26 protein-coding genes, 1 pseudogene and 1 riboswitch are annotated in these 26,249 nt (G+C 34.7%); of the genes and pseudogenes, 19 read left to right on the top strand and 8 right to left on the bottom strand.

Annotated elements, in window-relative coordinates; all coding sequences use genetic code 11:
* The first annotated feature begins 43 nt into the window (after positions 1-43).
* A riboswitch (yybP-ykoY riboswitch) is annotated at positions 44-152 on the top strand.
* 91 nt (positions 153-243) lie between these two features.
* Positions 244-1,011: a TerC family protein gene (locus tag BLE01S_RS09325; RefSeq protein WP_066140210.1), complete on the top strand. Its 768-nt coding sequence runs from the start codon at positions 244-246 to the stop codon at positions 1,009-1,011.
* A 67-nt stretch (positions 1,012-1,078) separates the two neighbouring features.
* Here the strand turns inward: BLE01S_RS09325 and BLE01S_RS09320 are convergent, their stop codons facing one another.
* Entirely contained in the window at positions 1,079-1,276 is a 198-nt protein-coding gene (locus BLE01S_RS09320) for an alpha/beta-type small acid-soluble spore protein (protein ID WP_066140203.1), read from the bottom strand.
* 204 nt (positions 1,277-1,480) lie between these two features.
* Between BLE01S_RS09320 and BLE01S_RS09315 the strand changes: the two genes are divergently transcribed.
* On the top strand, positions 1,481-2,839 hold the full coding sequence (locus BLE01S_RS09315) for a TrkH family potassium uptake protein (RefSeq protein ID WP_157419489.1): 1,359 nt from the start codon (positions 1,481-1,483) through the stop codon (positions 2,837-2,839).
* Positions 2,840-2,924: 85 nt separating this feature from the next.
* On the top strand, positions 2,925-3,911 hold the full coding sequence (locus BLE01S_RS09310) for a diaminopimelate dehydrogenase (protein WP_066140201.1): 987 nt from the start codon (positions 2,925-2,927) through the stop codon (positions 3,909-3,911).
* A 13-nt stretch (positions 3,912-3,924) separates the two neighbouring features.
* Here BLE01S_RS09310 and BLE01S_RS09305 read toward each other — a convergent pair whose 3' ends face one another.
* Both BLE01S_RS09305 and BLE01S_RS09300 read right to left on the bottom strand, forming a co-directional pair.
* Entirely contained in the window at positions 3,925-5,697 is a 1,773-nt protein-coding gene (locus BLE01S_RS09305; protein WP_066140199.1) for a B12-binding domain-containing radical SAM protein, read from the bottom strand.
* 526 nt (positions 5,698-6,223) lie between these two features.
* Positions 6,224-7,267 (bottom strand): acyltransferase family protein, encoded by a 1,044-nt coding sequence (locus tag BLE01S_RS09300; protein ID WP_066140197.1) that lies wholly within the window; start codon positions 7,265-7,267, stop codon positions 6,224-6,226.
* Positions 7,268-7,512: 245 nt separating this feature from the next.
* Between BLE01S_RS09300 and BLE01S_RS09295 the strand changes: the two genes are divergently transcribed.
* The 4 genes from BLE01S_RS09295 to BLE01S_RS09280 all read left to right on the top strand — a co-directional run bounded on the left by BLE01S_RS09295 (position 7,513) and on the right by BLE01S_RS09280 (position 10,998).
* The gene (locus BLE01S_RS09295) at positions 7,513-7,764 is read left to right on the top strand and encodes an aspartyl-phosphate phosphatase Spo0E family protein (RefSeq protein ID WP_066140194.1); all 252 of its coding nucleotides are present in this window, start codon (positions 7,513-7,515) and stop codon (positions 7,762-7,764) included.
* 152 nt (positions 7,765-7,916) lie between these two features.
* Positions 7,917-8,711 carry an SDR family oxidoreductase gene (locus BLE01S_RS09290; RefSeq protein WP_066140189.1) on the top strand — a complete coding sequence of 265 codons (795 nt, stop codon included), beginning with the start codon at positions 7,917-7,919 and terminating at the stop codon, positions 8,709-8,711.
* Positions 8,712-8,801: 90 nt separating this feature from the next.
* Positions 8,802-9,278 carry a MarR family winged helix-turn-helix transcriptional regulator gene (locus BLE01S_RS09285; RefSeq protein WP_066140188.1) on the top strand — a complete coding sequence of 159 codons (477 nt, stop codon included), beginning with the start codon at positions 8,802-8,804 and terminating at the stop codon, positions 9,276-9,278.
* Between the two features lie 22 nt (positions 9,279-9,300).
* Positions 9,301-10,998, top strand: a complete 1,698-nt coding sequence (locus tag BLE01S_RS09280) for a M3 family oligoendopeptidase (protein ID WP_066140185.1) — start codon at positions 9,301-9,303, stop codon at positions 10,996-10,998.
* Between the two features lie 546 nt (positions 10,999-11,544).
* Here the strand turns inward: BLE01S_RS09280 and BLE01S_RS09275 are convergent.
* Entirely contained in the window at positions 11,545-13,704 is a 2,160-nt protein-coding gene (locus BLE01S_RS09275) for an ATP-dependent Clp protease ATP-binding subunit (protein ID WP_066140183.1), read from the bottom strand.
* A gap of 205 nt (positions 13,705-13,909) precedes the next feature.
* Between BLE01S_RS09275 and BLE01S_RS09270 the strand changes: the two genes are divergently transcribed.
* Entirely contained in the window at positions 13,910-14,950 is a 1,041-nt protein-coding gene (locus tag BLE01S_RS09270; protein ID WP_066140180.1) for a YkvI family membrane protein, read from the top strand.
* Between the two features lie 46 nt (positions 14,951-14,996).
* Here the strand turns inward: BLE01S_RS09270 and BLE01S_RS09265 are convergent, their stop codons facing one another.
* From BLE01S_RS09265 to BLE01S_RS09255, 3 genes are all read right to left on the bottom strand, one after another.
* Positions 14,997-15,674, bottom strand: coding sequence for a DUF8580 domain-containing lipoprotein (locus tag BLE01S_RS09265; RefSeq protein WP_066140177.1), 678 nt, complete (start codon positions 15,672-15,674; stop codon positions 14,997-14,999).
* 88 nt (positions 15,675-15,762) lie between these two features.
* Positions 15,763-16,374, bottom strand: a complete 612-nt coding sequence (locus BLE01S_RS09260) for a CPBP family intramembrane glutamic endopeptidase (RefSeq protein ID WP_066140176.1) — start codon at positions 16,372-16,374, stop codon at positions 15,763-15,765.
* 60 nt (positions 16,375-16,434) lie between these two features.
* Positions 16,435-16,626 (bottom strand): YkvS family protein, encoded by a 192-nt coding sequence (locus BLE01S_RS09255; RefSeq protein ID WP_066140174.1) that lies wholly within the window; start codon positions 16,624-16,626, stop codon positions 16,435-16,437.
* A 443-nt stretch (positions 16,627-17,069) separates the two neighbouring features.
* Between BLE01S_RS09255 and ykzS the strand changes: the two genes are divergently transcribed.
* The 5 genes from ykzS (at position 17,070) to BLE01S_RS09230 (ending at position 21,520) form a co-directional block, all read left to right on the top strand.
* The gene (ykzS, locus tag BLE01S_RS09250; RefSeq protein WP_066140171.1) at positions 17,070-17,264 is read left to right on the top strand and encodes a protein YkzS; all 195 of its coding nucleotides are present in this window, start codon (positions 17,070-17,072) and stop codon (positions 17,262-17,264) included.
* A 179-nt stretch (positions 17,265-17,443) separates the two neighbouring features.
* Positions 17,444-17,710, top strand: a complete 267-nt coding sequence (locus BLE01S_RS09245; protein ID WP_066140170.1) for a phosphocarrier protein HPr — start codon at positions 17,444-17,446, stop codon at positions 17,708-17,710.
* Entirely contained in the window at positions 17,710-19,428 is a 1,719-nt protein-coding gene (gene ptsP / locus BLE01S_RS09240; protein ID WP_066140168.1) for a phosphoenolpyruvate--protein phosphotransferase, read from the top strand. Before BLE01S_RS09245 ends, ptsP begins: the two co-directional genes overlap by 1 nt.
* A 300-nt stretch (positions 19,429-19,728) precedes the next feature.
* Positions 19,729-20,592, top strand: a complete 864-nt coding sequence (locus BLE01S_RS09235; RefSeq protein WP_066140164.1) for an NAD(P)-dependent oxidoreductase — start codon at positions 19,729-19,731, stop codon at positions 20,590-20,592.
* Positions 20,593-20,608: 16 nt separating this feature from the next.
* Complete coding sequence (locus tag BLE01S_RS09230; RefSeq protein WP_066140162.1) at positions 20,609-21,520, top strand: chemotaxis protein; 912 nt, start codon at positions 20,609-20,611, stop codon at positions 21,518-21,520.
* An 89-nt stretch (positions 21,521-21,609) separates the two neighbouring features.
* Here BLE01S_RS09230 and BLE01S_RS09225 read toward each other — a convergent pair whose 3' ends face one another.
* Positions 21,610-22,071: a YkyB family protein gene (locus tag BLE01S_RS09225; RefSeq protein ID WP_066140158.1), complete on the bottom strand. Its 462-nt coding sequence runs from the start codon at positions 22,069-22,071 to the stop codon at positions 21,610-21,612.
* Between the two features lie 378 nt (positions 22,072-22,449).
* Here BLE01S_RS09225 and BLE01S_RS09220 point away from each other — a divergent pair, with 378 nt between their 5' ends.
* The 6 genes and pseudogenes from BLE01S_RS09220 (at position 22,450) to BLE01S_RS21130 (ending at position 26,191) form a co-directional block, all read left to right on the top strand.
* Positions 22,450-22,668 (top strand): hypothetical protein, encoded by a 219-nt coding sequence (locus BLE01S_RS09220; RefSeq protein WP_066140154.1) that lies wholly within the window; start codon positions 22,450-22,452, stop codon positions 22,666-22,668.
* 86 nt (positions 22,669-22,754) lie between these two features.
* Positions 22,755-23,519 (top strand): 2,4-dienoyl-CoA reductase, encoded by a 765-nt coding sequence (gene fadH / locus BLE01S_RS09215; protein WP_066140153.1) that lies wholly within the window; start codon positions 22,755-22,757, stop codon positions 23,517-23,519.
* A gap of 160 nt (positions 23,520-23,679) precedes the next feature.
* Positions 23,680-23,934, top strand: a complete 255-nt coding sequence (locus BLE01S_RS09210; protein ID WP_066140150.1) for a DUF1797 family protein — start codon at positions 23,680-23,682, stop codon at positions 23,932-23,934.
* A 121-nt stretch (positions 23,935-24,055) separates the two neighbouring features.
* Positions 24,056-24,502 carry a cyclic-di-AMP-binding protein CbpB gene (gene cbpB / locus BLE01S_RS09205; protein ID WP_066140148.1) on the top strand — a complete coding sequence of 149 codons (447 nt, stop codon included), beginning with the start codon at positions 24,056-24,058 and terminating at the stop codon, positions 24,500-24,502.
* Positions 24,503-24,576: 74 nt separating this feature from the next.
* On the top strand, positions 24,577-25,449 hold the full coding sequence (gene ccpC, locus BLE01S_RS09200) for a transcriptional regulator CcpC (protein WP_066140145.1): 873 nt from the start codon (positions 24,577-24,579) through the stop codon (positions 25,447-25,449).
* A 242-nt stretch (positions 25,450-25,691) separates the two neighbouring features.
* Positions 25,692-26,191, top strand: a pseudogene (locus BLE01S_RS21130) (redoxin domain-containing protein).
* Positions 26,192-26,249: the final 58 nt, after the last annotated feature.

Here is a 26,249-nt window from a genome sequence, read left to right as displayed (position 1 = left end):
TGAGTGGGCTTGTTTTATAATGTAAGAAACATCATATATTTGACTTTATGTCAAAGGGGAGTAGCGTTAGGTAGCCTTAAATGGGGTATACCTAAAACAAAGTCGTCAATTCGTGAGCTAGCTCACCGGCTTTGTTGACATGAATTATGTCTAGCAAGACCTTTGCCTATTAGGCAGAGGTCTTTTTGTTTGACTAAAATCTTGGCTAATGGGGATGTTAACATTTGTATTGGAGGAATTTTAGTGGATGTATCGATGATGTTAGAATATGGGTGGGTATTAATTGTACTCATTGGATTGGAAGGTATTCTTGCTGCTGATAATGCAGTAGTAATGGCAGTAATGGTCAAACATTTGCCAGAGAAACAACAAAAGAAAGCATTATTTTATGGATTATTAGGTGCTTTTATATTTCGATTTGCGGCATTATTTCTAATAACTTTTCTTGTTAACGTTTGGCAAATCCAAGCAATTGGTGCAGCTTATTTAATTTTTCTAGCGGCACATCATTTAATTAAAAAGAGTGGAAAAGATACCGAGAAAGATAAAAAATCACTTAAAAATAGAAAAGGCAGCTCATTCTGGATGACTGTCTTTAAAGTTGAAATAGCTGATATTGCGTTTGCAATAGACTCGATGCTTGCGGCAGTTGCTTTGGCGGTTACACTAAAGCCTACCGGATGGTTTCACGTTGGAGGAATTGATGGAGGACAATTTATTGTAATGCTCCTTGGCGGTTTAATCGGTGTCGTTATTATGAGGTTTGCAGCAACTAGTTTTGTAAAGCTATTAGCAAAGTATCCTACACTTGAAACTGCAGCATTCTTAATTGTTGGATGGGTGGGTGTAAAATTAAGTGTCTTTACGCTAGCACATCCAAATGTTTCTATTTTAGATGAACATTTTCCTGAATCACTGGCATGGAAAATGACTTTCTGGGTTGTCCTCATAGGCATTGCTGTAGGAGGATATGTAATCTCAATTAAAAAATCAGTTCAAACCAAAGAATAAAATTCTTGTACAAACTTGGAAAACATAAAGGGTTGTCCCATATCTATTGGGGCAACCCTTTTCTTCCTTATTCTTGCTTGCCTGAAAGCTGATGTTGCGCTTGTTTTACAAGTCTTTTAGTAATTTCTCCTCCTACAGAGCCATTGCTTCTTGCTACTGTATCGGAACCAAGAGTTACACCAAACTCTTGCGCTATTTCATATTTCACTTGATCTAAATATTGATCAATTCCTGGAACAAGTAATTTATTACTTTGTCTACCCATTTTGTCTCACCTTTTCATATTTATTTTCTTGCGTATTTTTAATATGGATCTTATGTATCAAAAATATAGCTGGTAAATCAAGCCTGAATTGACTTCGAAACGCAATGATATTAATATTAGTTATTAACTTTGAAATAATTCTTTTCATTAGGCATTTTTTTCATTAAGATAGAAGAATACTGATTATGACGGGAGAAAAATTTAATGATGATACGTTCTCAAAAATATAAATTGAGCAGGCTTACGCCATTTCGTATCCTTGTTTCTTATTATGTTTTTACTGTGGCACTTGCCGCTTTCCTATTAAGTCTTCCTTTTGCCAGAAAAGAAGAAGCTGATTGGTCATTCATGGATGCTATTTTCACTGCTGCTAGCGCCATAAGTGTCACCGGCTTGAGTACCATTAGTATTCCAGATACGTTCACGGTGTCAGGCATATTTTTACTCATGCTTATATTACAAATCGGTGGAATAGGCATTATGACGATCAGCACATTTTTTTGGTTACTACTTGGGAAAAAAATTGGCTTAAAACAAAGGCAGCTAATTAAAACGGACCAAAATCAATTATACCTTTCGGGATTAGTTGAATTATTAAAACAAATATTATATTTAATCTTACTGATTGAACTGGTAGGGGCACTTATCCTTGGAACATATTATTTGAATTACTTTCCAACATGGCAGGAAGCTTTTCTACAAGGTTTGTTTGCTTCTGTCAGTGCGACAACGAATGCGGGATTTGATATTACTGGGGAATCTTTAATACCATTTGCATCTGATTATTTCGTTCAATTTGTTACCATGATACTCATTGTGCTTGGGGCAATAGGATTTCCAGTATGGATAGAAGTAAAAAGATTTCTTTTACATAAAAATGAAAAGCAAAGATTCCGTTTTACTTTATTTACGAAAATTACGACAGCTACTTATTTTTTATTGCTTGTAATAGGTACAGTAATTATCTTTGCATTAGAATTTAATGATTATTTTGCAGATAAGGCATGGCATGAATCCTTTTTCTATGCGTTATTTCAATCGACAACGATGAGGAGCGCTGGGCTTTTAACGCTAGATATCAATCAATTATCAATGCCAACTATTCTATTTATGTCTGCACTTATGTTTATCGGTGCTTCACCTAGTTCTGTAGGTGGAGGTATTAGAACGACAACTTTTGCATTGAATATCCTTTTTCTTTATCATTTTGCTAAGGGTAATAAAACAATTAAGGTATTTAAACGGGAAATTCATCATGAGGATGTATTAAAATCGTTGGTTGTATTAATGCTTGCAGTTATTTTATGGGGTACATCCATATTTATTTTAGCAGTTACGGAAGACGCAAGTCTTATTGCAATCATATTTGAAGTGTCATCTGCATTTGGAACTTGTGGTGCTTCGATGGGAATTACAGCTGACTTATCCTATTTTGGTAAATCACTACTTATATTATTAATGTTTATCGGGAGAATCGGAATTTTATCCTTTTTATTAACGCTTGGAGGTAATAAAAAAGCACCTGATTATCATTATCCCAAAGAAAGAGTAATCATTGGATAAGGTAGAAAAGTTGTTAAATTATGCAGAAAACTGTTTAATTTACATAGTAAATGTTTTTTAGTCAAAATATTGGAGGGGTAGAAAAATGAGTGGAAAAATTAGAATTGGAATTATTGGCTACGGAAATCTTGGCAGAGGGGTAGAATCTGCTATTATGCAAAACGAAGATTTAGAATTAGTTGCGGTATTTTCTCGACGTGACCCTTCAACTGTCACTTTACTCGACGATCGTGTAAAAGTAGTGTCTATAAGTGAAACACTTAATTATAAAAGTGAAATTGATGTGATGATTCTTTGCGGAGGATCGGCTACAGACTTACCAGAACAAGGACCTGAGTTTGCTGCTCATTTCAATACAATTGACAGCTTTGATACACATGCGAAAATCCCTGATTACTTTGCTGTGATGGATGAGGTAGCTAAATCTAGTGGAAAAACGAGCATTATATCTGTAGGCTGGGATCCAGGTATGTTTTCGATGAATCGCCTGTTAGGTGAAGCAATCTTGCCTGTAGGAGAAACTTATACATTTTGGGGTAAAGGATTAAGTCAAGGTCATTCAGACGCTGTTCGAAGAGTGGATGGGGTTAAAGCAGGTGTTCAGTACACATTACCAATGGAAGAAGCGGTAAACCGAGTGAGAAACGGTGAAAATCCAGAACTTTCAACGAAAGAAAAACATCTTAGACAATGTTATATCGTTCCAGAGGCTGACGCTGATTTAGGAGAAATTGAGCAGACAATTAAAACAATGCCTCATTATTTTGCCGATTATCAAACTGAAGTGCATTTCATTACGGAAGAAGAGTTAGTAGCAAATCATTCAAAAATGATGCATGGTGGTTTTGTTATTAGAAGTGGAGAAACTGGCAATGGTAATAATCAAATTGTCGAATATTCCTTAAAGTTGGATAGTAACCCGGAGTATACAGCTAGCGTTTTAACTGCATATGCGAGAGCAGCATACAAAATGAATAAAGAAGGAAGTGCAGGAGCTAAAACAGCATTTGATGTACCTATCGGCCTTCTATCACCTAAATCACCTGCACAATTAAGAAAAGAATTATTATAACAAAAAGTCGGCATTAATTGCCGACTTTTTTCTGTATTTCCTTATTATTAAAGCAGAAGATAACAGATTTTCCGTCTTCTGGTCTGAAGTAAATTAAGCCTAATGAAGGCTTTTCAATAATTTCTCCGTGATCGATATAAGACTTAATATCAAAAGGGAATGCTTCTATTAAAGTATGCTTATAGAGTTCTTTTTCATTTAAAGCAAGTTTATAAAAATCATCACTAGCAATCATCATTGGCTTAGTAATGAGACCAGAATAGACCTCTGATTTCTGTTTACGCTCCAGCTCATCAGACCACCATGCTTTTCTTGGTTTGTAGCGGTGATTTAGTAAATAATCATATTTCATTAATCCTACAGCAATCTCTCTGTTCGGAATATTATTTTCTGATAAAAACTGTTCAAGGCGTTTGTATAAGTCTTCAAGTTGATGGCCGATTCTCGACCATCCCTGCTCGTCCCAAAACGTTCCGAATGTTTGGAAGAAATCGAAAGGTGTATCAAAGCTATTATGGGCTAAATACTCAACGGAATGATCCATTCGATGATCATTCCAATATTTTTCTAGAACGTCTTCCACTTGTTTTATTCGAACGATATCATTGAAATCGATCACATTGTTTCCTAGAATTTCATAGGGGGCATGGTCCATATACGTGTAACCATATTCCTTTGCCTGAATTCTTAGGCCTGTTCCCCGTAACATTTTTAAAAAACCTAGCTGTAATTCCTCAGGGCCAAGCGCAAATACATCATTGAATGTTTGACGGAAGGAATGATAGTTTTCTTCTGGAAGACCGGCAATTAAGTCTAAATGCTGGTCAATTTTTCCCCCTTCTTTAACCATTGTTACAGTTCTGGAAAGTTTCTCGAAACTTTGTCTTCTTTTTACTAATTCATTTGTTAAATCATTTGTTGATTGCACACCTATCTCAAAACGGAATAGTCCAGGAGGTGCTTCTTTATTTAGAAACTCGATTACCTCGGGTCGCATAATATCGCCAGTAATTTCAAATTGAAAGACTGTACCCGGTTTATGCTCAACAATTAAAAATTGAAACATTTCCATTGCATAACTACGGCTAATATTAAATGTACGATCAACAAATTTTATTGTCTTTGCACCGTGCTCCATTAAATATCTAATATCATCTTTGATTTTATCGCGATTAAAATATCTTACCCCAACCTCAATGGAAGAGAGACAAAATTGACAACTAAAAGGACAACCTCTACTTGTCTCAATATAAGTAATCCGTTTCGATAGATTTGGTTTGTCTTCTTCAAATCGAAAAGGGGATGGAAGTTCACGCAAATCAATTTTATTGCGAACCAGATTAATTTTAGGTTTATTATCAAGCATATAGCCAATGCCGTGCACATTTTCAATTTTCATATCTCCTGAAATTTCATCTAGAAGTTGCTTGAATGTTTCCTCGCCTTCGCCTATAACGATATAGTCAATTTGCGGGATCCTCTCCAACCAATAAATAACATCATAAGAAACTTCAGGTCCTCCTAATATTATCTTAAGTTTAGGCATTATTTTTCTTAAGTTTTCAATTACTTTTATTGTTTCTTCGATATTCCAAATATAACAACTAAATCCAATGACATCAGGTTTTTTTGTAAACAGATCTGTCACGATATTCATTGTGGGATCGTTAATCGTATATTCCGCCAAATCAATATCATGGAAGGGTTGTGCATATGATTTCAAATAGCGGATAGCCAAATTTGTGTGGATATATTTGGCGTTCAGTGTACTTGCAATAATTTTCATGAATAATGCTGACTCCTTTTCAACTTATACTGATATTAATATTACCGAACTTGAATCAAAATCACAATATATGAGAAAAATGTAAAAAAACAAAGTTAATGAAGGGCTATTAACATAAGTAGCGATTAGATAATAATTAAGTAGAAATGTGGAAAGGTCCATTTACAAACTGCCTGCAAGATGTGCCAGTTTTAGCCGAGAACACTTTTTAATATGAGATAAAGAAATATACAATGAAGCCATAAAAGGCGAAAGAAGTTCGGTAGGGGAAGGGATAAGGGAAGGTTGGCATTTGACCTTCTCTTCTTGTGATATGGATTTATGACCGCCTGTAGTTTGACATAAAAGGAGAACCAATGTTGATTTATCATAGGAATAAGCATGAAATTTACTAGTCGTTGTGTGCTTCTATAGGTTGAGGCTAGCCATGGATAACGTTTTTTTATTAAGTGACTCTACAAAGACTCATACTATCTTTACTGGTTAGAAAAAACAGCCTTTCATTATGAAAGGCTGGGAAAGCGTGCTATTCATTTTGGGTTTTCTGTTTGAGAGTATGTGTGTTTTCTTTAAAATGAGCCATAGTTGTTTTCCATTTTGATAACTTCAGCTCTATAAATGGTTGTGCAACTGCTGTAATAAATTTACTCGATAGAAGGATTGTAAGTCCAAAAGTAACAATGATCATAATGAAAATGGTTTGTGTATTATTAAAGTAATCTTCCATACTACTTCCTCTAAATGTACGAACAATAAATCCATGAAGTAAGTAAACATATAACGTGTTTTTCCCCCATTTAGTGAAGAAAAACTTTCGGCGCGGTACAAAGGAGAAGAAACTCCCGACCATTATTAGGTTTATCGCATAAATTAAAACTCTTTTGGTGAGACCGAGGGCTGAGACACTTTCTAATTGACTATAAGGTTTTGAACCTAATAACCACTTTTCGTTTAATTCTGGAAAATACATTATCCCAATAGAGATAATAATAATCGTTGCTGCTGCTATCAGCTTTGTTTGATATGATCTGATGATATTGAAATGTTTAGCGTTTAAATAGTAGCCTGCTAAAAAAAACGGAAAAAAAACGAAGGTTCTTGATAAACTTAAAAAATTTGAAATCCAGTCGACGTATCCGACAGCAAGCCCGATACCGAATGCGGCAAGTATAGCATATGTTGGCTTGAATTTGTTGAATACAATCAGCAAAATATTCCAACAAAAAAGACTAATTAAGAACCAAAGAGACCAATGTGGATTAAGTATATCTAATTCAAAATTTGTTTTATTAAATAAAAAGTAATAAAAAATAGAATACACTAATTGAAAAATAATATAAGGAAGAATCAACTTTTTGGTGATCTTTCCAATATACCCTTTTTCATATATGCCTTTTGCAAAATAGCCTGATACAAGAATAAAAGCAGGCATGTGAAACGTGTAAATTAGAATATAAATATTGTATATGATCGTATCTGATTTAATGTAAGATTGAATCAAGTGTCCAAATACTACTAAAAAAATAAGAATAAATTTTGCATTATCAAAATAATAATCTCTTTTGGTCATTCTTCTCCACCAACTTCACTTTGTGATTATATATCATTTTACCCGAAGAAATGGAGAGCAAACATTAAGATTATGTAACGGTTAGTTAACATAAATTTTTCATAGATTGACTAGTTTCAGCATAATTTTGTAACAAATTTAATGCGGAAAATGTCTAATTTTGCGAATCTGTTTACAATTGAAAATAGACTTGAGATAATAGCAAAGTTGAATTAAAAAGCTAGATAACTGGAGGAGAAAGAGAAATGCTTGATCGTAGTAAGGAACAAAAGCATACTTTGATGCTTATTCAGAAGAAACGTGAAGAAATGTGTTTATATGGCAAGAAATATGGCCTTTGTGCAACGGAAACCATAAACAGCAGTCAAGATTTAGATGAGCTGTTAAATGAATATTATCGTTTATATCAAAGTCAAGAAGACATCAAGAATAATTATACTCCCCATAAGATAAGCTGGATTATTTACCAGAAGCAAGAACAATACTCTACTCAATAAAAATAATAATTTCTTCAACATCAAGATGCAATTCCACATGAAAAATCCGCAGTAAGATAGTTTTATGGTTTTCAACAATCCAACCGCTTATAGGACTACAATAGTTAATTACGGGTAAACTGTTCTAAACGAAGTGATGGAGGGGTTTACTTATGAGTAATCAACTGAAAATATTAGAAAATAAAGTAGCGATTATTACTGGCGCAGCTTCTGGGATTGGAAAAGCTACCGCTTTACGTTTGGCAAACTCAGGAGCTGCAATAGGATTGATTGACTTAAAGGAGGAGAAAGCAGAATCAGTAAAAGCAGAAATTGTGAAACGTGGGGGAAAAGCCCTCATCGTAGATGTAGATTTAAAAGATCCTGAACGCGTCAAACAAGGTATTGATAAGGTAGTACAAGAGTTTGGACGACTAGATATCGTATTTGCAAACGCGGGAATTAACGGAGTTGTTACAACAATAGAAGATTTTTCACCTGAAGATTGGGACACCACATTGGAAACAAATTTGAAAAGCACCTTTCTAACAGTGAAATATTCCATTCCTCATTTAAAAGATAATGGAGGGAGTATTATCATTACTAGCTCAGTCAATGGTAATCGTAAATTTTCAGGGACTGGTATGTCGGCATATAGCAGCTCTAAAGCTGCTCAAATGGCATTTGGCAAGATGGCTGCATTGGAGCTCTCAACCTATAAAATCCGCGTCAATATCATTTGTCCCGGCGCCATTAATACCAATATAGGAGAAAATACACATCCAAATAAAAGTAAATTAAAAAAAGTACAAATCCCAGTAGAATATCCTCAAGGAAGTCACCCATTAGAAGATAAACCAGGAAATCCTGAGCAAGTTGCTTCTCTCGTCCATTTTTTAGCTTCTGATGAATCTAATCATATAAGTGGGTCAGAGATATATGTGGATGGAGCTGAAACCCTATTATAAACTAACGTTGTTTATGATGCCCAATATAGGGGCCGTCATAAACAGCGTTTTTTTCGTATTTGTATTCTATTATCATTAATTTTTGATAAAATGAAGATAGCAATTAGTATTGTAAAAGGAATTGATAAAGTGGACAAAGAAATGGAATCTTCATTGAAGTTATTTATTGTTCTTTCACGAGCTTATAGGTCTGTGAATGAATCTGTAAATATGCATATTCAGCAATCTGGATTAAACCCAACTGAATTTGCAGTGATGGAATTATTGTATCATAAAGGAAAACAGCCACTTCAACAAATAGGCGGGAAAATATTGCTAGCTAGTGGTAGCATTACGTACGTGGTTGATAAGCTTGAACAGAAAAGTTTTGTGAAAAGAACAGGAAGCCCTGTTGATCGCCGGGTAATTTATGCAGAGATTACACAGAAGGGTAGAGATTATATTGAAGATTTCTTTCCAGAACATGCAAAGCGAATACACAACTTGATTTCTACATTAGATGAAGATGAACAAAAACAAGCCATCGATCTGTTAAAAAAATTAGGCTTGTCTATTAAAAAAATGTAAAAACAAGGGGTGTGAAGTGTGAATGCAAACATTTAAAGATTATACTTATGTGCGACCAGATCTTGAAAAAGTGAAAAGCAATTTTATTGATGTACTAGAACAATTTAAACAGGCAAAGAATGTGGAAGAACAAAGTATAGCGATGAATAAAATTAATCAAATACGCAATGATTTAGGAACAATGTTTAATCTAGGTTATATTAGACATACGATAGATACAACGGATACATTTTATGAACAAGAAAATGACTATCTAGATGAAATCGCTCCAGAAGTGGATGGGTTGGTATCTCAATATTATGAGGCACTTGTTCATTCGCCATTTCGAACAGAGCTGGAAAGTAAATGGGGAACGCAATTATTTGCATTAGCTGAAGCAGAATTGAAAACATTCTCCCCCAGTATTATCTCACTTCTGCAAAAAGAGAATAAGCTTTCGTCTGAGTATACTAAATTAGTAGCATCTGCCAAAATTATGTTTGAGGGTGAAGAGAGGACATTGTCTCAATTACAGCCTTTTACTGAATCACAAGACAGAAGTATGAGGCAGAAAGCTAGTGAAACAAAATTTAACTTTTTTAAAGATAATAGCGGTAAATTTGATAAAATCTATGATCAATTGGTCAAAGTCCGAACAGAAATTGCCACTACACTAGGCTTTGAAAATTTTGTAGAGCTTGCTTATTATCGAATGGCAAGAACAGATTACGATGCATCAATGGTGAAAAAATTCCGTGATCAAGTAAAAGATCATATTGTACCACTTGCAACAAAGTTATATGACCGCCAGCAAGAACGAATCAAGGTTGAATCATTGAAATATTATGATGAAGAATTTCAATTCACTTCTGGAAATGCTATACCAAAAGGGTCACCTGAATGGATTATTGAAAATGGAGCTAAAATGTACCATGAGTTATCAGAAGAAACAGGAACTTTCTTCGATTTTATGACGGAAAAAGAATTATTGGATCTCGTTGCCAATAAAGGAAAAGCCGGAGGTGGCTATTGCACGTATATAGAAAATTATGAGTCTCCGTTTATTTTCTCTAACTTCAATGGCACTTCAGGAGATATTGATGTATTAACGCATGAAGCAGGCCATGCATTCCAAGTATATTCAAGCAGGCACTATAACATACCTGAATATGTTTGGCCAACATACGAAGCGTGTGAAATACATTCCATGAGTATGGAGTTTTTTACATGGCCATGGATGGACTTATTTTTCCAAGAGGATACAGACAAATATAAGTTCTCTCATTTGAGCAGCGCACTACTCTTTCTACCATATGGAGTAGCTGTGGATGAATTTCAACATATTATTTATGAGAATCCTCGGTTGACTCCAACGGAAAGAAAGCAGGTATGGAGCGAACTAGAAAAAAAATATTTGCCTCACCGAGATTATGATGGTAATGATTATTTGGAAGCAGGCGGTTTTTGGCAAAGGCAAGCACATATTTATAACTCACCTTTTTATTATATTGATTACACGCTTGCTCAAATTTGCGCATTCCAATTTTGGAAAAGGTCACAAGAAAATCAAGAGGCGACTTGGAAAGACTATGTACATCTATGTAAGCTAGGAGGTAGTTATTCATTTACAAAACTTGTTAATGAAGCTAATTTGATTTCTCCGTTTGAAGATGGTTGCGTAGAATCTGTTGTTACTAGTATTCAAGAGTGGTTAGATAGTATAGACGATAAGAATATGTAATATAAAAATTGTCCCACTAGAAAACAACATTCAATCTTAATACGGTCTAATGTAAAAAATGCATGTCCCCTAGTTTTAAGGGGAATAAGCCTTTTATATTGTATAAACCTTAAGTTGAATGAAAGGATAATCCGTTTTGTTAAATTAATGTATGGTTGATTTATCTTTTGTTCTTCCTTTATACTAAGATTTTTGTTTTTGAAGAATTCTTTGTATATATCCTAACAAGGAGCCGTATACCAGCTGACTATGGAAAGTATAGGCATTGGTATGAATCCCGCAGTGTAGTTAACAAGAGGAGGATTACCAACCACTACTGGAAAGCGAATGTATACGATGTTACGGATAGTGAGCAAAGAACTATTTAGAAGCAGCCTATTATTTTGAGTATAAAAAATGATAAACACTGTCTGTTTTAAGAAGGTATGATCAATAGAGACGAAAGATAAAAAAAAGAAGACGACCTAGAGTCGTCTTCTTTGATGTAATTACTTAGATTTTTGAAGAACGTAAATTTATCGTAGCCGCTTTAATGTACAGTGTTTCTTATACTTGTACAGAAGTGGTTATTGATTCGACCGTGATAATTGCAATATTATCATCGTGCAATATTGCGCTCAGTTGTTTTTCTTCTGGATGATCTAAAATATAATCAGCGATTTGATCTTCTAATTTTTCTTGAATCACTCTGCGAAGCGGACGTGCGCCGAATTCTGGGCGGTAGCCAAGTTCAACTAATTTAACTTTTACTTCTTCTGCTATTTCTAACTCTAAACCGTGTTCTTTAACATTTTCTTTTAACTCGTCCAAAAGCAACTCTACTATCGATAGTAGTTGGTTCTGTTTAAGGCTATTAAATTCGATAATGTTATCAAAACGATTTAGAAATTCCGGTTTGAAAAATGAACCAAGTGAAGCAAGTATGTCCGTTTCTTTTAATGCATTACTTTTTTCGAACCCGACTTGTATCTCTTTTACACCTGTTCCAGCATTACTTGTCATGATGATAACAGTATCTGTAAAACTTACTGTTCTACCTTGGCTATCTGTTAGACGCCCATCTTCAAGAATTTGCAGAAACATATGCTGTACATCGGGATGTGCTTTTTCAATTTCATCGAGCAAGATAATACTGTATGGATTACGACGTATTTGCTCAGTTAATTGACCTGCTTCATCATGACCAACATATCCTGGAGGAGCACCAATTAATTTAGATACACTATGCTTTTCCATATATTCACTCATATCTAGACGAATTAAGGAAGAATGAGAACCGAATAATTCCTCCGCTAATGTTTTAGCCAGCTCTGTTTTTCCAACGCCCGTAGGCCCAACAAATAGAAAAGATCCAATTGGACGGTTTTTCGATTTTAAACCAGCTCTGCTTCGTCTAATTGCCTTCGCCACTTTTTTCACTGCTTCATCTTGACCAATTACTTTTGTTGCTAAATTAGCCTCTATATTCTTCATTTTTTTCTGCTCATCACTTTGCAATTTACCAACTGGGATACCTGTTTTGGTCTCCAAAATTTCATGAATATGCTCCACCTTAACAGCTAATGGAACAATGTCAGTTTCTTCGTTCAATGATTTTTCTAGTTTCATTTCTTCATCTCTAAGTGTAGCAGCTTTTTCATAGTCTTCTGTTGCTAATACTTTATTCTTTTCCTTTTGTATTTCAGCTAAACGTTGTTGAATAGAAGCTTTATCGTTTTCATTTATAGTTAAATTTAGTTTAGAACCTGCTTCATCCATAAGATCAATTGCCTTATCTGGAAGATGACGGTCTTGAATATAGCGGTTAGAAAGTTCCACACATGCTCGTATAACTTCTTCACTGTAGGACACTTGATGGAAAGCTTCATATTTATCCTTTAGTCCCAATAAGATTTCTACAGCTTTTTCTAAAGTTGGTTCACCAACATGTATGGGTTGGAAGCGTCTTTCTAATGCAGCGTCTTTTTCAATTTGGCGATATTCTTTTAAAGTTGTAGCACCAATTACTTGTAATTCTCCTCGAGCTAATGCCGGTTTTAAGATATTCCCCGCATCCATAGAACCCTCAGCAGAACCTGCTCCAACTAGAAGATGTATTTCATCAATAAATAGAAGAATATTTTTACGTGATTGCAACTCTGAAATCAGTTGTTTCATTCTTTCTTCAAACTGTCCACGAATACCTGTATTAGCAACAAGTGAAGCGACATCTAATAAATAAACTTGCTTATTCTTTAATTTAGCAGGTACATTGCCATCAATAATTTTTCCTGCTAATCCTTCAGCGATTGCTGTTTTACCTACTCCAGGCTCACCAATTAGCACAGGATTGTTTTTGTTGCGCCTATTAAGTATCTCAATCAATCTATCAACTTCATGGTCACGACCAATAACTGGATCTATTAAACCGGCTTTAGCTGCATTATTTAGGTTCCTGCCGAACTGATCGAGAATGCCATCATGTTTGTTAGGTCCTGGTTGTGCAGACTTAGTAGGATTATCAGAGAATGGATTTTCACCTATTTGTTTAAACATATCTGTAAAGTTATTTGTACTATCGAAAGGAGAGCCATTCATGGAGGCTCCGAGCTTTTTCTTTTCTTCATTAAAACAAGTTGAACATAATGGTAAGGTTTGTTTACTTCCATTTATATTTAAATGTAATTGTATGTTTGCTTGGTTATTATTGCATTTTGAACATATCATTAATAATCAATCCTCCAATAAGTATTGACTTGACCATTATTGACCAATGGGGCGAAAGAACACTGACCAACTTTGATCATAATCTCATTATACACTGACCTTTTTTGACTTTCAACATTTTTGTTTACTTTTTTGGATTTTCTTACAAGCATGTACATACGATGAAGGAGAGGGAGAGAAAGAATTGCTGGAAGGAGGTGGGAATTTGAAGATTTGGACAGGGGCTTTCCAAATAGCTGCTGTATATGTGGGAACGGTTATAGGTGCAGGCTTTGCGACAGGAAAAGAAATTGTAGAGTTTTTTACACGTTTCGGTTTACATGGGTTTTTATCTATTTTAATTGCGGGTTATTTGTTTGTATTTCTGGGCTCGAAGATCATGACGAAAGCAATTGATATTCAAGCCAATTCATTTGAAGAATTTAATAAATATTTGTATGGAGATAAATTATCAAAAATCATGAATACTTTTACGATAGTAATGCTTTTAGGAATATGTGCAGTCATGATGGCAGGTGCAGATGCGCTTTTTCATGAACAACTTGGATATCCAAAATCGATAGGGGCAATTTTAACCGGAGTTTTAGCAATTCTTGTAATGGCAATCGGAGCAAAGGGGCTATTTGCGGTGAATTCATTCGTTGTGCCGATTTTAGTATTGTTTTCATTTATATTGATGCTAAAGTCTGTTCCTACTACTTCTGGATATTTCGAAATTTTTACCGCGGTACCTGCGACTCCGAAACCGTTTCAATCTATTATCGCTGCATTGTCATACGCAGCATTAAATCTTGCACTGGCTCAAGCTGTGCTTGTACCAATTGCAGTAGAAATAAACAATAAGGCTACAGTAAGACTTGGAGGAATGTTAGGAGGGCTATTGCTTACGTTTGTCTTAATAACGAGTCACATGACATTATTGACGCTTCAAAATTTTACAGCGTTTGATATTCCAATGGCAGTCGTTGTCAGATATGCTGCAAGTGGTCTGTATTTTATATATGTTGTAGTCATTTATGGGGAGATTTTTACATCTGTAATCGGAAATATGTATGGACTAGAACGGCAGATCAGAAAATATATCCCTATTCATAGTATTTATATATTTGGCGGAATTTTGCTTGTGGTATATGTTATTGGATTAATTGATTACGGTGTTTTACTAAGCATTTTATATCCACTCTTTGGATATGTGAGTCTTATTTTCTTACTTATATTAGCGTTAAAACCAACTAAAAGAATATAAAAAATGCAGCCTCCATTTCCTGAGAAATTGGGCTGCATTCTTTCTATTATTTTGCCTGAATGGTTTCAGCCATTTTAAAAAACGGATCTTCAAGATCTTCTTTTAATTTAGTGAAAATAGTTAATTTTAGCACCCAATCATCCTGTTTAATGAGATATGCTGAAACCTTTTCTTCAGCGTTCTCTGATTCGTATGCACTAGCGTTCTTTAACCAATCATATTTATCATTAGTATTCACTTCATTTACAGTCTTACTAACGGCAGAGAGCTGCTCCTTCACTGTATTTATAGCATCATCCATATTTGTTTCACTTGGCAGTAACTCGATGCGCATAAAGTGACTATCATTTTCAGTGAAATATAGCACATCCTTATGTGGTTCTTCACCTGTTAATTCATAAGCTGGTAGAACATACATGGAGTAATCTTGAATATCACTTTCAGTTAAATGAGCGGTTTCTTCTATTTCTTTCCCATTCATTCCTTTATAAATGAGGTTTTTTTCCATTAAACGGATTCCTTTTGCGTCATCTGTCTCATTGGGTGTTTCTTCACTTTTTTTCATATGATCATTTTTATCTTCTTCGTTTTGTTCATTATTTTCAGTAGTAGGATTATCACTTTGATCTACTTGTCCGTTTGTATTGTCAGAGTTTGATCCACATCCCGTTAATAATACGAACAATATAAAGGTCCACGAAAGCAAGGGTACTAATTTTTTCATTATATTTCCTCCTAGCAAAGAAGTTTGTGATATGTTAGACGTTTTTATATAAAATAAGTTACATCATCTAGTAAAAGAGGAAAGTTGTTTATCCAAGTGGCCAGATAATTAATAGTAATAAATCAAATATGAGATGAGAGATAATGATAAGAGGCATACTGCGTTTCCAAACATAAAGACTACCCCAAACAATTCCACTGATGAATGCAGCAATAATAAGGATAGTGAATCCGGATAAAATATATGCGGCTGCATTTAATGTGGCTGCAATAAGTATTGCTACTTTTATATCCATATATCGCGTCAGTCTTTTTTGGACAAATCCTCTCCAGAAAATCTCTTCTCCAGGAATAATTATAAAAAATAATACGAGATAGTGCCAAATCCATTTAAATGAAAAGAGAGAATAAACTTTAGTGATCTGTTTATCAAATGAACCGGGGAGGAGTGAAAATAACCAATCGCCTGCGAAAAATAAAATGTAAAGAGAAATTCCAGATAATAAACCAAAAATAAAATATTTTTGTGAAGATGCTTCATCTTCCATTTTTTCGCTTAAAATAGCGATACTAATTAAAAACAACATTGTAGCGGTATATAAATACCAAAATACCCCATTATTATCAAAAGAAACATAGATTAGTATGTATGCTAATAAAATACCGCCAATTAATTTATAGTCTGTAAAACTTTTTTTCATATTCGATTCCTTTCCAGTTAAAAAAATTATCAGAGAAAAAAGCAAGCGGTAGGCCTGCCTTTATGCATTAATCGATTGTTTAATTATTTTATAGTTTTTATGATTAACAACTGTTTTTTCTTCCATTTCTAATTCATGAAAATTTTCCATATGCGTCAAATTAACAATGACAGAGTTTTCATTTACTTTTTCGACGACACCCTGAAGGCCATCTTTAAACTCAATTAAGTTTCCTAATTCCGCAATTTTCAAAAACAATCTCTCCCTTGTTTTTTGATCAAGGCGCTTCCGCTCTTCTAACTGTCTAACTCTGAGATACAGGTGATGTCCTAGTGCCACCGAAGCCAGAGAAGGTGGCTTTAGGTGACCCAGCAGCCACTGAATAGCAAACATCCGTATTCTTCTTACGTTAAGTGTTCACCTTGCAGGCTCACCGTGTTTCCTTTATCGTAACAAATAGATCGTCAACAAAAAAGTCATAACAACTTGTGTCAACATTGGCGTACCCGCATCTGCGAGCGTAGTATGTACGTGGCAAAACGGGTGCTTCTGCTTTTCTTAATAGTTTGCACTATTTTGTATTAAAGTGCAAGATGAATTAGCTTCATAATTATCGTTAGACAATGATTATATTATTCATATAGAATATTTGGGGAATCTAGGAGTTTATATGAATAGGATTTGAGGTGATTGGATTGGAACTTGAAGAGGCGAAGGAAATTATTGAACAATTACGTTCAAAAGTGATTCAGCAAGTAGAAATAAAAAAAGAAGATTTTTTAACATTCCGACAAGTGCTCATTGAACAAGAAGATTATAAGAATTTTCATGGTATTGCCAAACATGGTGGAAATATTATTTATGAATATTTGGATGCACCTAGAGTATAAATAGATAGATATAGTAAAGTAGGAATGCAATAAATTGGTAAAATTATGCCGGAAATCGGTGTCGAAAATAATTTATCCTATTTTTGTAGCACTTTGATTGACGAAACGGAGAAAATTAGCTACTTTTGAATGGAGAGATTTTTTTATTTTATCTCAGATAAAAAAAGGAGACGATTACGATGACAGAAAAACAATTTACAGTAACTGCTGATACGGGGATTCATGCAAGACCAGCAACATTGCTTGTTCAGACTGCAAGCAGATTCTCTTCAGACATTCAGTTAGAATATAAAGACAAGAAAGTAAACTTGAAATCAATTATGGGTGTTATGTCACTGGGGATTGGTAAAGGAGCTTCCATTGCTATTTCTGCAGATGGAAACGACGAAGAAGAAGCATTAGCGAGCATACAAGAATTATTTACCAAAGAAGGACTTGCTGAATAATGTCAACAATTTTAAAAGGTATCGCTGCATCACATGGAATAGCCATCGGGAAAGCATATCGCTTAGTAGAACCAGATCTCTCCGTGCAAAAAACCTCTATTTCTAACCCAAGTGAAGAAATTGCTCGTTTTCATTCAAGTGTAGAGGAAGCAAAAAGCGAACTTCAAGTTATTCGCGATAATGCTGCAAGAGATTTAGGGGAAGACAAAGCTGCGATCTTTGATGCGCATATTCTAGTTTTGGGCGATCCCGAACTTTTATCTTCTATTGAAGATAAAATGAAAACCGATTTAGTTAATGCAGAATTTGCACTAAAAGAAACAACAGATATGTTTATTACCATGTTTGAACAAATGGATAATGAATATATGAAAGAACGTGCTGCCGATATTAAAGATGTTACGAAAAGAGTATTAGCTCATTTACTTGGAGTGAAAATACCTAATCCAGGTACGATTGCTGAAGAAGTAATTATCGTAGCAGAAGATCTAACACCATCTGATACGGCACAGTTAAATAAAGAGTTCGTGCAAGGTTTTACTACGGATATAGGTGGCCGTACTTCCCATTCTGCAATTATGGCTCGTTCTATGGAAATTCCTGCGGTGGTGGGGTCGAATAATGCTACAGAAGCCATCCAAAATGGTGATTTAATCATTGTTGATGGAGTTAATGGTGATGTACATATTAATCCTACACCTGAAGTCGTAAATGAGTACAAGCAAGAAGCAAAGAACATTGAAATTCAAAAAGCTGAATGGGCTTTGCTTAAGAACGAACCTACATTTACCAAAGATGGAAAACAAGTGGAGCTAGCGGCAAATATTGGGACACCACAAGATGTAGAGGGTGTACTTCATAATGGTGGAGAAGCTGTTGGACTTTATAGAACTGAATTCCTTTATATGGAGAGAGAACAACTTCCTACAGAAGATGAACAATTTGAAGCATATAAACAAGTTTTAGAGAGCATGGATGGAAAAGCAGTTGTAGTGCGTACTTTAGATATCGGTGGAGACAAACATCTGCCATATTTACAATTACCAGAAGAGATGAACCCATTCCTTGGTTTACGTGCGATCCGTTTATGTTTTGAAGAACAAGAGGTTTTCCGTACTCAGCTACGTGCACTTCTTCGAGCTAGCATGTTTGGAAATTTAAAAATTATGTTTCCTATGATCGCTACGCTAGATGAATTTCGTTCTGCTAAAGCAATATTGTTGGAAGAACGAGAAAAACTTCAAAATGAAGGTATTAATGTAGCAGAAGATATTGAAATTGGTATAATGGTTGAAATCCCATCTACTGCAGTTTTAGCGGATCAATTCGCTAAAGAAGTTGACTTTTTCAGTATTGGGACGAACGATTTAATCCAATATACGATGGCAGCAGACAGAATGAATGAACGAGTTTCATATCTATATCAACCTTATAATCCTGCCATTTTAAGATTAGTTAAAATGGTTATCGACGCAGCTCATAAAGAAGGTAAGTGGGCAGGAATGTGTGGAGAAATGGCTGGCGATGAAATTGCGATTCCACTTCTTCTAGGTTTAGGTTTAGATGAATTTTCAATGAGTGCTTCATCGATTCTAAGAGCAAGAAGCCAAATTAAACAACTTGATTATGATCAAATGGGGCTAATGGCTGAAGAAGCTCTTCAGAAGAGTACTACGGAAGAAGTAATGGAATTAGTAAACAAAGTAACGAAGATGTAATCAAATTGTAATTTTATATAGGAGTATAATATTGTAAAGGGTGGTATAGAATAGTAATCATGATTGACATGACTACTCGTAGTCATTTCATTCTCATTTTTCCCCCTTTTTTGCCGCTTGACTTTGTGTCTTGCGGCTTTTTTTATTTTTGCAATTATAATTGGATAAGCTATTAAGATACCCTTCATTTACAATGAATTAGTTATATGAAATGTTATAATATGTTTATGTTTGTTGTGAATAATCTGTAATTAAAAGTGATACATAAGAAAATGGTTGGTAGAAAGGAAGGGATAAAAAATGAAAAAAAAGATTGGTTTTATAGGTTTAGGTGTAATGGGAAAAGGGATGGTACGAAATTTATTAAAAGCTGGGCATGTAGTTTATGTTTACAGCCGAACAAAGCAAAAAGCAGAAGATATTATTGCTGAAGGAGCAAAGTGGAAGGAAACACCTAAAGAAGTTGCTATATCTGCCGAAATAATAATTACGATGGTCGGTTATCCGCATGATGTAGAAGCGGTATATTTTGGAGATGACGGACTTATTGCCGGTGCCGATAAAGAAACGATTACTATTGATATGACCACATCTACTCCAACCTTAGCAAAGAAAATATATGCAAAAGCAAAACAATGTGGATTTAAAGCTTTGGATGCTCCAGTATCAGGCGGAGACATTGGTGCGAAAAATGGAACGCTCTCCATTATGGTGGGGGGAGAGCAGGAAGCCTATGACGCAGTATACCCCGTTCTCAGTATTATGGGTGAAAATATTGTGTATCAAGGGGAGGCGGGAGCAGGACAGCATACAAAGATGTGCAATCAAATAGCGATTGCGTCTAATATGATAGGTGTAACGGAAGCAATCGTTTATGCCAAAAAGTCTGGTTTGAACCCAGAGAATGTTTTAAAATCTATTAGTCAAGGTGCAGCGGGTAGCTGGTCTATGTCAAATTTAATTCCCCGTGTATTAAAAGAAGACTATAGTCCAGGGTTCTTTATTAAGCATTTTATTAAAGACATGGGCATTGCTTTGGATGAAGCACAAAATATGAATCTAGATCTTCCAGGTCTAAAGCTTGCAAAAGAAATGTATGATACCTTAGCAGCAGAAGGAGAAGAAGATCGAGGGACTCAAGCATTAATTAAGTATTGGAAATAGAGAGGAAGATAGATAAGTGACTAATGAAGCAGGAATATTATTAGAAAGTGGTACTAACGAACTTGAAATTATTGAATTTGAGGTAAATAATAATAAATTTGGAATCAATGTACTTAAGGTAAGGGAAATTATCCAACCAGTACCGCTTACGCCAATTCCACATGCTCATCCTAATGTCTTAGGAATCATTCAGCTTCGTGGCGAAGTTCTTCCGGTTATCAGTATGGAAAAAGCTTTGAATATGTACCCTACAAATGAGGAAAGCAAAGAAAACGAAAAGTTTATAGTAGCTGAATTTAATCAGCAAAAGGTAGTTTTCCAAGTTCATCATGTTACACAGATACATCGGATTTCATGGGAACAAATTGAAAAACCTTCTAATCTCTATTCTGTCGATAGCTCTCATATTATTGGAGTGATTAAGCGTGAAACAGAGATGTTACTGCTTATAGACTTTGAAAAAATAGTTGTTGATATTAATCCTGAGGCAGGAATCCATGTGGCGAAAATTAAAAGCTTAGGCGTTAGAGAACGATCATTGAAGCGTATTATCGCTGCTGAAGATTCACCACTATTAAGAAAGCTCATACATGAAACATTGCATGCTGCTGGTTATGAGCAGGTGGAGTTTTTTGAAAATGGACAAGATGCGTTGGACTATTTACAAGCAATCAGTAAAAGTGGAAAAAATGTGTACGACGAAGTACAACTAGTTATAACTGATATCGAAATGCCACAAATGGATGGACACCATTTTGCAAAAAGAATACAAGAAAACGAGAAACTATCGAAACTACCGGTTATTATTTTTTCATCATTAATTACTGATGATCTTCGTCATAAGGGGGAAACAGTCGGAGCGGTTGAACAAGTTTCTAAACCAGAAATAAACGAATTGGTATTAAAGATCGATCAACACATTTTATAATAAAACGATCGAAAGAGCGGATTAGCTGAATGAAATGAGTTTGAAAATGAAAATCGGATTCCTATATCCTAGGAATCCGATTTATTATATTAGTTGAAAAAACTGTCACCCAATTTTTTGAAAACAGGTTTTTGAGGTCTGGGTGGTAGGTTATTGTTAGTTTCCTTTATTCCAGTATATTCCTGGAGTAACCTTTTCGCCATATTTAAGGACATTCGAGATTTCGGGTTGCGGAATTGTTGATCAAGATGGCCGAGGTGCGGTAAATTAGTAAAATCCTCTTTGGTTGGTGGAATATGAAAAGTATATTCACCACATTTTACAATTACATCTGATTGCTGTTGACTGAATTTTGGATTTCGGGAAAAATGAAGACCAGTTTTTATGGCTTTTTTTTCTAAAATCATTTTTTTTAGTGCTGCTTTTTTTAAACCATATAGAAACTTTGGGTCAAGTGCAGTTTTTGCGTGGCGATTTACAGCAAATATAGCTTGTGAGAGGTTAGTAATTGTAGGATCAAGAGCATTATTATTTATCGTTCGTGAATTCATGAAAAGACACCTTTCTAAATGGAGTTAATAACTGAATTATTAATATTATAGCACTAGAAACATTTTTTTGAAAGCAGAACTGCGTAATAACGCTGATATGTACAGAAAATATATAAAGTAGTTTTATGATATATTGATTGTAAGTGTGTAAAGTAACATATAAAAAATAATAGATTTAAATAATTACCATTAGTTGCTGTTTTTCCGAAGGTAATTTCAGTTTATTTTAAAGGGAGAATATATATTAACAATATTTACCTTTAAAGATTTGATCACTTCTTGTAAAACAGTCAGTAGCAGTGTATATTTACAATAATAACATTTAGATGATTATGGCAATAATCATTAGAGTAATTTCATGAAAAAGGGGAGGTCGCAATGCAAGGAAATTATAAGTTAGAAATCATTTATCTTCCTTCAAAGTATGGCATGGTAAAAGTATATGTATACGGATTTAAAACTTTTGGCGCTTGGGGGCAGGCTTTTGCAACCTTAGATGATCTATCTGTGAATGTAAAAGGGTATAATCGAAAAAAAACCATTGTTCGTGCTTTAACAGCATTGAATAAATCAATGCTAAATATGAAAGAAGAATAACTTGAAGCAGGCATTGCTTGCTTTAAATCTTATTGCTTAAACCAGATTTTGAATGGCTGTTCATTCAGTTGATTAGGAGGGGTCTAATGAATGGGAAAACAGTAATAATAACTGGTGGTTCAAGTGGAATGGGCATGTATATGGCAAAGAAATTTGCGAATTCGGGAATGAATGTGGTAATTACCGGTAGAAATGAACAGCGACTATACGATGCTAAAAAACAAATAATGGAAAATGGCTCCAATGTTAAAACTATCTCGATGGATGTTCGAAAACCGGAAGATGTGAGCAAGATGTTACAACAAACACTTGCTAATTTTGATTCTGTTGACTATCTAGTAAACAATGCTGCCGGAAATTTTATTGTACCGGCGGAAAAGTTATCAATAAATGGGTGGAATTCAGTGATTGATATCGTACTTAATGGAACTTTTTATTGTAGTAGAGAAATTGGGGCGTATTGGATTGAAAATAATATTAAAGGTAGCATTATAAATATGGTAGCCACATATGCTTGGGATGCAGGAGCAGGCGTCGTTCATTCAGCAGCTGCAAAAGCTGGCGTACTTTCAATGACTAGAACGCTAGCAGTAGAGTGGGGGAGGAAATATGGCATTCGTGTAAATGCAATTGCACCTGGTCCAATTGAGCGAACTGGAGGTTCAGAAAAGCTTTGGGAATCTGGTGATGCTGCAATTCGTACTTTGAAGAGCGTGCCCCTTGGACGGCTTGGTGAACCCGAAGAAATAGCGGAGTTAGCATATTTTATGTTTAGTGAAAAAGCTGCTTATATGAATGGTGAATGTATAACTTTAGATGGTGGTCAATGGTTGAATCAGTTCCCATTTTGAATGTCAAGAAAATAAATGCTATATTTTTATATAAATTCATTTAATATTCATGAAAAAGCTATCTTTAAAAAATAGATAGCTTTTTTAGATGATGAAATTTGCTTTGTGTATATAATTTCTTTTATAATTGTTTTGTCTTTCAAAAGAAAGGGGCTTAAAAATGTCACAATTAATTAGTATTATCCAACGATTACAAACAATGCAAAATGCAGTAGAGCAGGAGGATATTCCACAGAGGTTTTTTGAAGTGAATGGTAGAGTGCTATGTCAGGTAAAATATTTCGCACCTTCTAATACTTATGAGGTAGAGGAATACGATAAAGATAATAATAAACAGAAATACCAATTTGATGACATAGATATCGCAGCGATCGAAATTTTTGATATTGTTCAAGAGGAAAAAACTGCAAACTAAAATGTTATCTCTAAATTCTTTTAGTGAGTGAAATGCGGAATTGTTTGAGGAATGATTATTTCTTTTCTAAAATGTGGTAAAATGAAAAGGAACGATTAAAAAGAGATGAGGGAGTTTACCAATGATTTCCTTACAAAGTCATGAATTTATGAATCCAAAAATCAGCGACTATATCATTTCTTCGGAAAAGGTTGCCCATGTGCAAATGGGGAATAGTTTGGAACATGCTTTACTTGTATTAACAAAAAGTGGTTATTCAGCAATACCTGTACTTGACGCTCGTTTTCGAATACACGGTTTAATTAGTTCATCGATGATTACAGAATCAATTTTGGGTTTGGAACGGATTGAATTTGAAAAGCTAGGCGAGAAAAAAGTAGAAGATGTGATGGCTGTCACGTATCCACAAGTACATTTGGATGATCGCTTTGAAAAAGCCCTTGATTTATTGATCGATCATGCTTTTTTGTGTGTAGTTGATAAAGAAGGTTACTTCGAAGGGATTTTTACAAGAAGCGCGTTATTAAAAGAACTTAGAACATATATTCATAAAATAAATGAACTTTAAAGAGCGGCTCCCAAATTTATATTGGGGGCCGATGTTTTTTTTGTATAGTAAAATATAGTTTGTAGGAGGTCTCTATGTCATTACCGGATTTCCAAATGCTTGTCATCCTTGCTGAAGAATCCAATATGAGAAAAGCGGCAGAAAGATTGTTTGTTTCCCAACCTGCACTTTCGCAAAGGCTACAAAATATGGAGAAAACATGGGGTACAAAGTTATTTATTAGAACTCAAAAAGGTCTACTACTTACTCCAGCTGGAGAGATCATAGTTTCATACGCAAATGAAATGCTTGATAAACAAGAAAAAGTACAAGAAGAAATTCAGAAATTAGGATCGCAAGTTCATGGTACTTTAAAAATTGCCTGTGCTTCTATTGTTGGTCAAAACTGGTTACCTAAAGTATTAAAACAATTCGTAAATACGTACCCGACTGTTAAAATTTCTTTAATTACAGGTTGGAGCAGTGAGATTTTGAAAAGTCTCTACGAGGGAGAGGTACATATTGGCATTATAAGAGGAACTACTGATTGGAAAGGGTCTAAATTTCATTTGTTTGAAGATAGTTTATACCTTGTGGACCGAGAAATTAGGGATGTAGGCGAAGTATTGAAAACAGACCGTCCTTTTATTCAATTCAAAAGCGACTCTAACTATTATCAAGAAATTCAGAATTGGTGGCATAGGCAATTTCAAACAGTGCCAAAACGAACGATTGTTGTCGATCAAATCGAAACATGTAAGCAAATGACGTATAATGGGATCGGCTATGCTATATTACCGGCGATTACTTTTAGTGGTGCTGAAAAAGATGTATATAAAATACCGCTGTTGGATGAATATAATCAAGCAATTAAAAGAGATACATGGTTGCTAGGCTATGAAACAGCTTTTGAACTACCGCAAGTAAAGGCATTCCTAGACATCGTTCAAGAGTATGTTGGAAATTAGAAGAAGTAATACAATGGCTTTGGCGTTGCATACAAAAAAATCAATATAGCGAGATCAAAGATTTTAATATTATAGAAATAATGCATGGATTTTTTTATTTACGGTGATAATAATAAAAATATAAATAAGCAGATATTTACTTCTAATTTAAATTAATTCGGAGACTTACAATCAATTTATCTAAACTGTATTCATTTAACTATTATTAATTGTTTTTACGGAAGTTTTTTTAGCTAAAACGTATGATAGGTAAACAAGCATTGCCTTTGAAATGGATGCTGTAATGGCAGGTAAGTCTCGAAGAATACATGAAAAACGATAACTGGACAGTGCTATTATTCCACTCATTGGATTTCACATTTGTATGTCCTACTGAAATTATTGCAATGCCAGACAGATAGGATGAATTTGGGGATTTGGACACAGAAGTGAACGGTGCATTTACAGATACGATACACACTCACTTAGCTTGTATGCGTACAGATCGCAAAACGGTCTTGGTAATTTAAACTTTCGTTAGCTATTGTTACGGACGGTGCAGTTGCTCATGATTAGGGTGTGTTATTGAAGATGTTCATAATCTGGGGTGAAATGATGTATTCAGTTGTTAACCATAACAATATTGGACATGAGGTAGAGGGAACACTGTTGTGTACTTCAAGCTTTGCACATAGGCGGGTTGCCGGCGAAATGGAGGCACAGGTGTCATTTTATAAATTTATCTAGTAGGAGCAAGGCTTAGATATCTGTACATATATGGTAGGTTCATTTTTAGGGTCTAAAAGATCTAAAGAGGGGTG

The sequence above is a fragment of the Lederbergia lenta NBRC 16444 genome (genome assembly GCF_001591545.1).
Classification (GTDB): domain Bacteria; phylum Bacillota; class Bacilli; order Bacillales; family Bacillaceae_C; genus Lederbergia; species Lederbergia lenta.
Note: the sequence above shows the minus strand (reverse complement) of the source record. Positions and strands in the feature narration are given on the sequence as shown.

Bases quoted from the DNA above. Each gene is read 5' to 3' on its own strand.
- BLE01S_RS09320 (WP_066140203.1), bottom strand. From the start codon at position 1,276: ATGGGTAGACAAAGTAATAAATTACTTGTTCCAGGAATTGATCAATAT.
- BLE01S_RS09315 (WP_157419489.1), top strand. From the start codon at position 1,481: ATGATGATACGTTCTCAAAAATATAAATTGAGCAGGCTTACGCCATTT.
- BLE01S_RS09310 (WP_066140201.1), top strand. From the start codon at position 2,925: ATGAGTGGAAAAATTAGAATTGGAATTATTGGCTACGGAAATCTTGGC.
- BLE01S_RS09305 (WP_066140199.1), bottom strand. From the start codon at position 5,697: ATGAAAATTATTGCAAGTACACTGAACGCCAAATATATCCACACAAAT.
- BLE01S_RS09300 (WP_066140197.1), bottom strand. From the start codon at position 7,267: ATGACCAAAAGAGATTATTATTTTGATAATGCAAAATTTATTCTTATT.
- BLE01S_RS09295 (WP_066140194.1), top strand. From the start codon at position 7,513: ATGCTTGATCGTAGTAAGGAACAAAAGCATACTTTGATGCTTATTCAG.
- BLE01S_RS09290 (WP_066140189.1), top strand. From the start codon at position 7,917: ATGAGTAATCAACTGAAAATATTAGAAAATAAAGTAGCGATTATTACT.
- BLE01S_RS09285 (WP_066140188.1), top strand. From the start codon at position 8,802: ATGAAGATAGCAATTAGTATTGTAAAAGGAATTGATAAAGTGGACAAA.
- BLE01S_RS09280 (WP_066140185.1), top strand. From the start codon at position 9,301: ATGCAAACATTTAAAGATTATACTTATGTGCGACCAGATCTTGAAAAA.
- BLE01S_RS09275 (WP_066140183.1), bottom strand. From the start codon at position 13,704: ATGATATGTTCAAAATGCAATAATAACCAAGCAAACATACAATTACAT.
- BLE01S_RS09265 (WP_066140177.1), bottom strand. From the start codon at position 15,674: ATGAAAAAATTAGTACCCTTGCTTTCGTGGACCTTTATATTGTTCGTA.
- BLE01S_RS09260 (WP_066140176.1), bottom strand. From the start codon at position 16,374: ATGAAAAAAAGTTTTACAGACTATAAATTAATTGGCGGTATTTTATTA.
- BLE01S_RS09245 (WP_066140170.1), top strand. From the start codon at position 17,444: ATGACAGAAAAACAATTTACAGTAACTGCTGATACGGGGATTCATGCA.
- ptsP (WP_066140168.1), top strand. From the start codon at position 17,710: ATGTCAACAATTTTAAAAGGTATCGCTGCATCACATGGAATAGCCATC.
- BLE01S_RS09235 (WP_066140164.1), top strand. From the start codon at position 19,729: ATGAAAAAAAAGATTGGTTTTATAGGTTTAGGTGTAATGGGAAAAGGG.
- BLE01S_RS09225 (WP_066140158.1), bottom strand. From the start codon at position 22,071: ATGAATTCACGAACGATAAATAATAATGCTCTTGATCCTACAATTACT.
- BLE01S_RS09220 (WP_066140154.1), top strand. From the start codon at position 22,450: ATGCAAGGAAATTATAAGTTAGAAATCATTTATCTTCCTTCAAAGTAT.
- fadH (WP_066140153.1), top strand. From the start codon at position 22,755: ATGAATGGGAAAACAGTAATAATAACTGGTGGTTCAAGTGGAATGGGC.
- BLE01S_RS09210 (WP_066140150.1), top strand. From the start codon at position 23,680: ATGTCACAATTAATTAGTATTATCCAACGATTACAAACAATGCAAAAT.
- cbpB (WP_066140148.1), top strand. From the start codon at position 24,056: ATGATTTCCTTACAAAGTCATGAATTTATGAATCCAAAAATCAGCGAC.
- ccpC (WP_066140145.1), top strand. From the start codon at position 24,577: ATGTCATTACCGGATTTCCAAATGCTTGTCATCCTTGCTGAAGAATCC.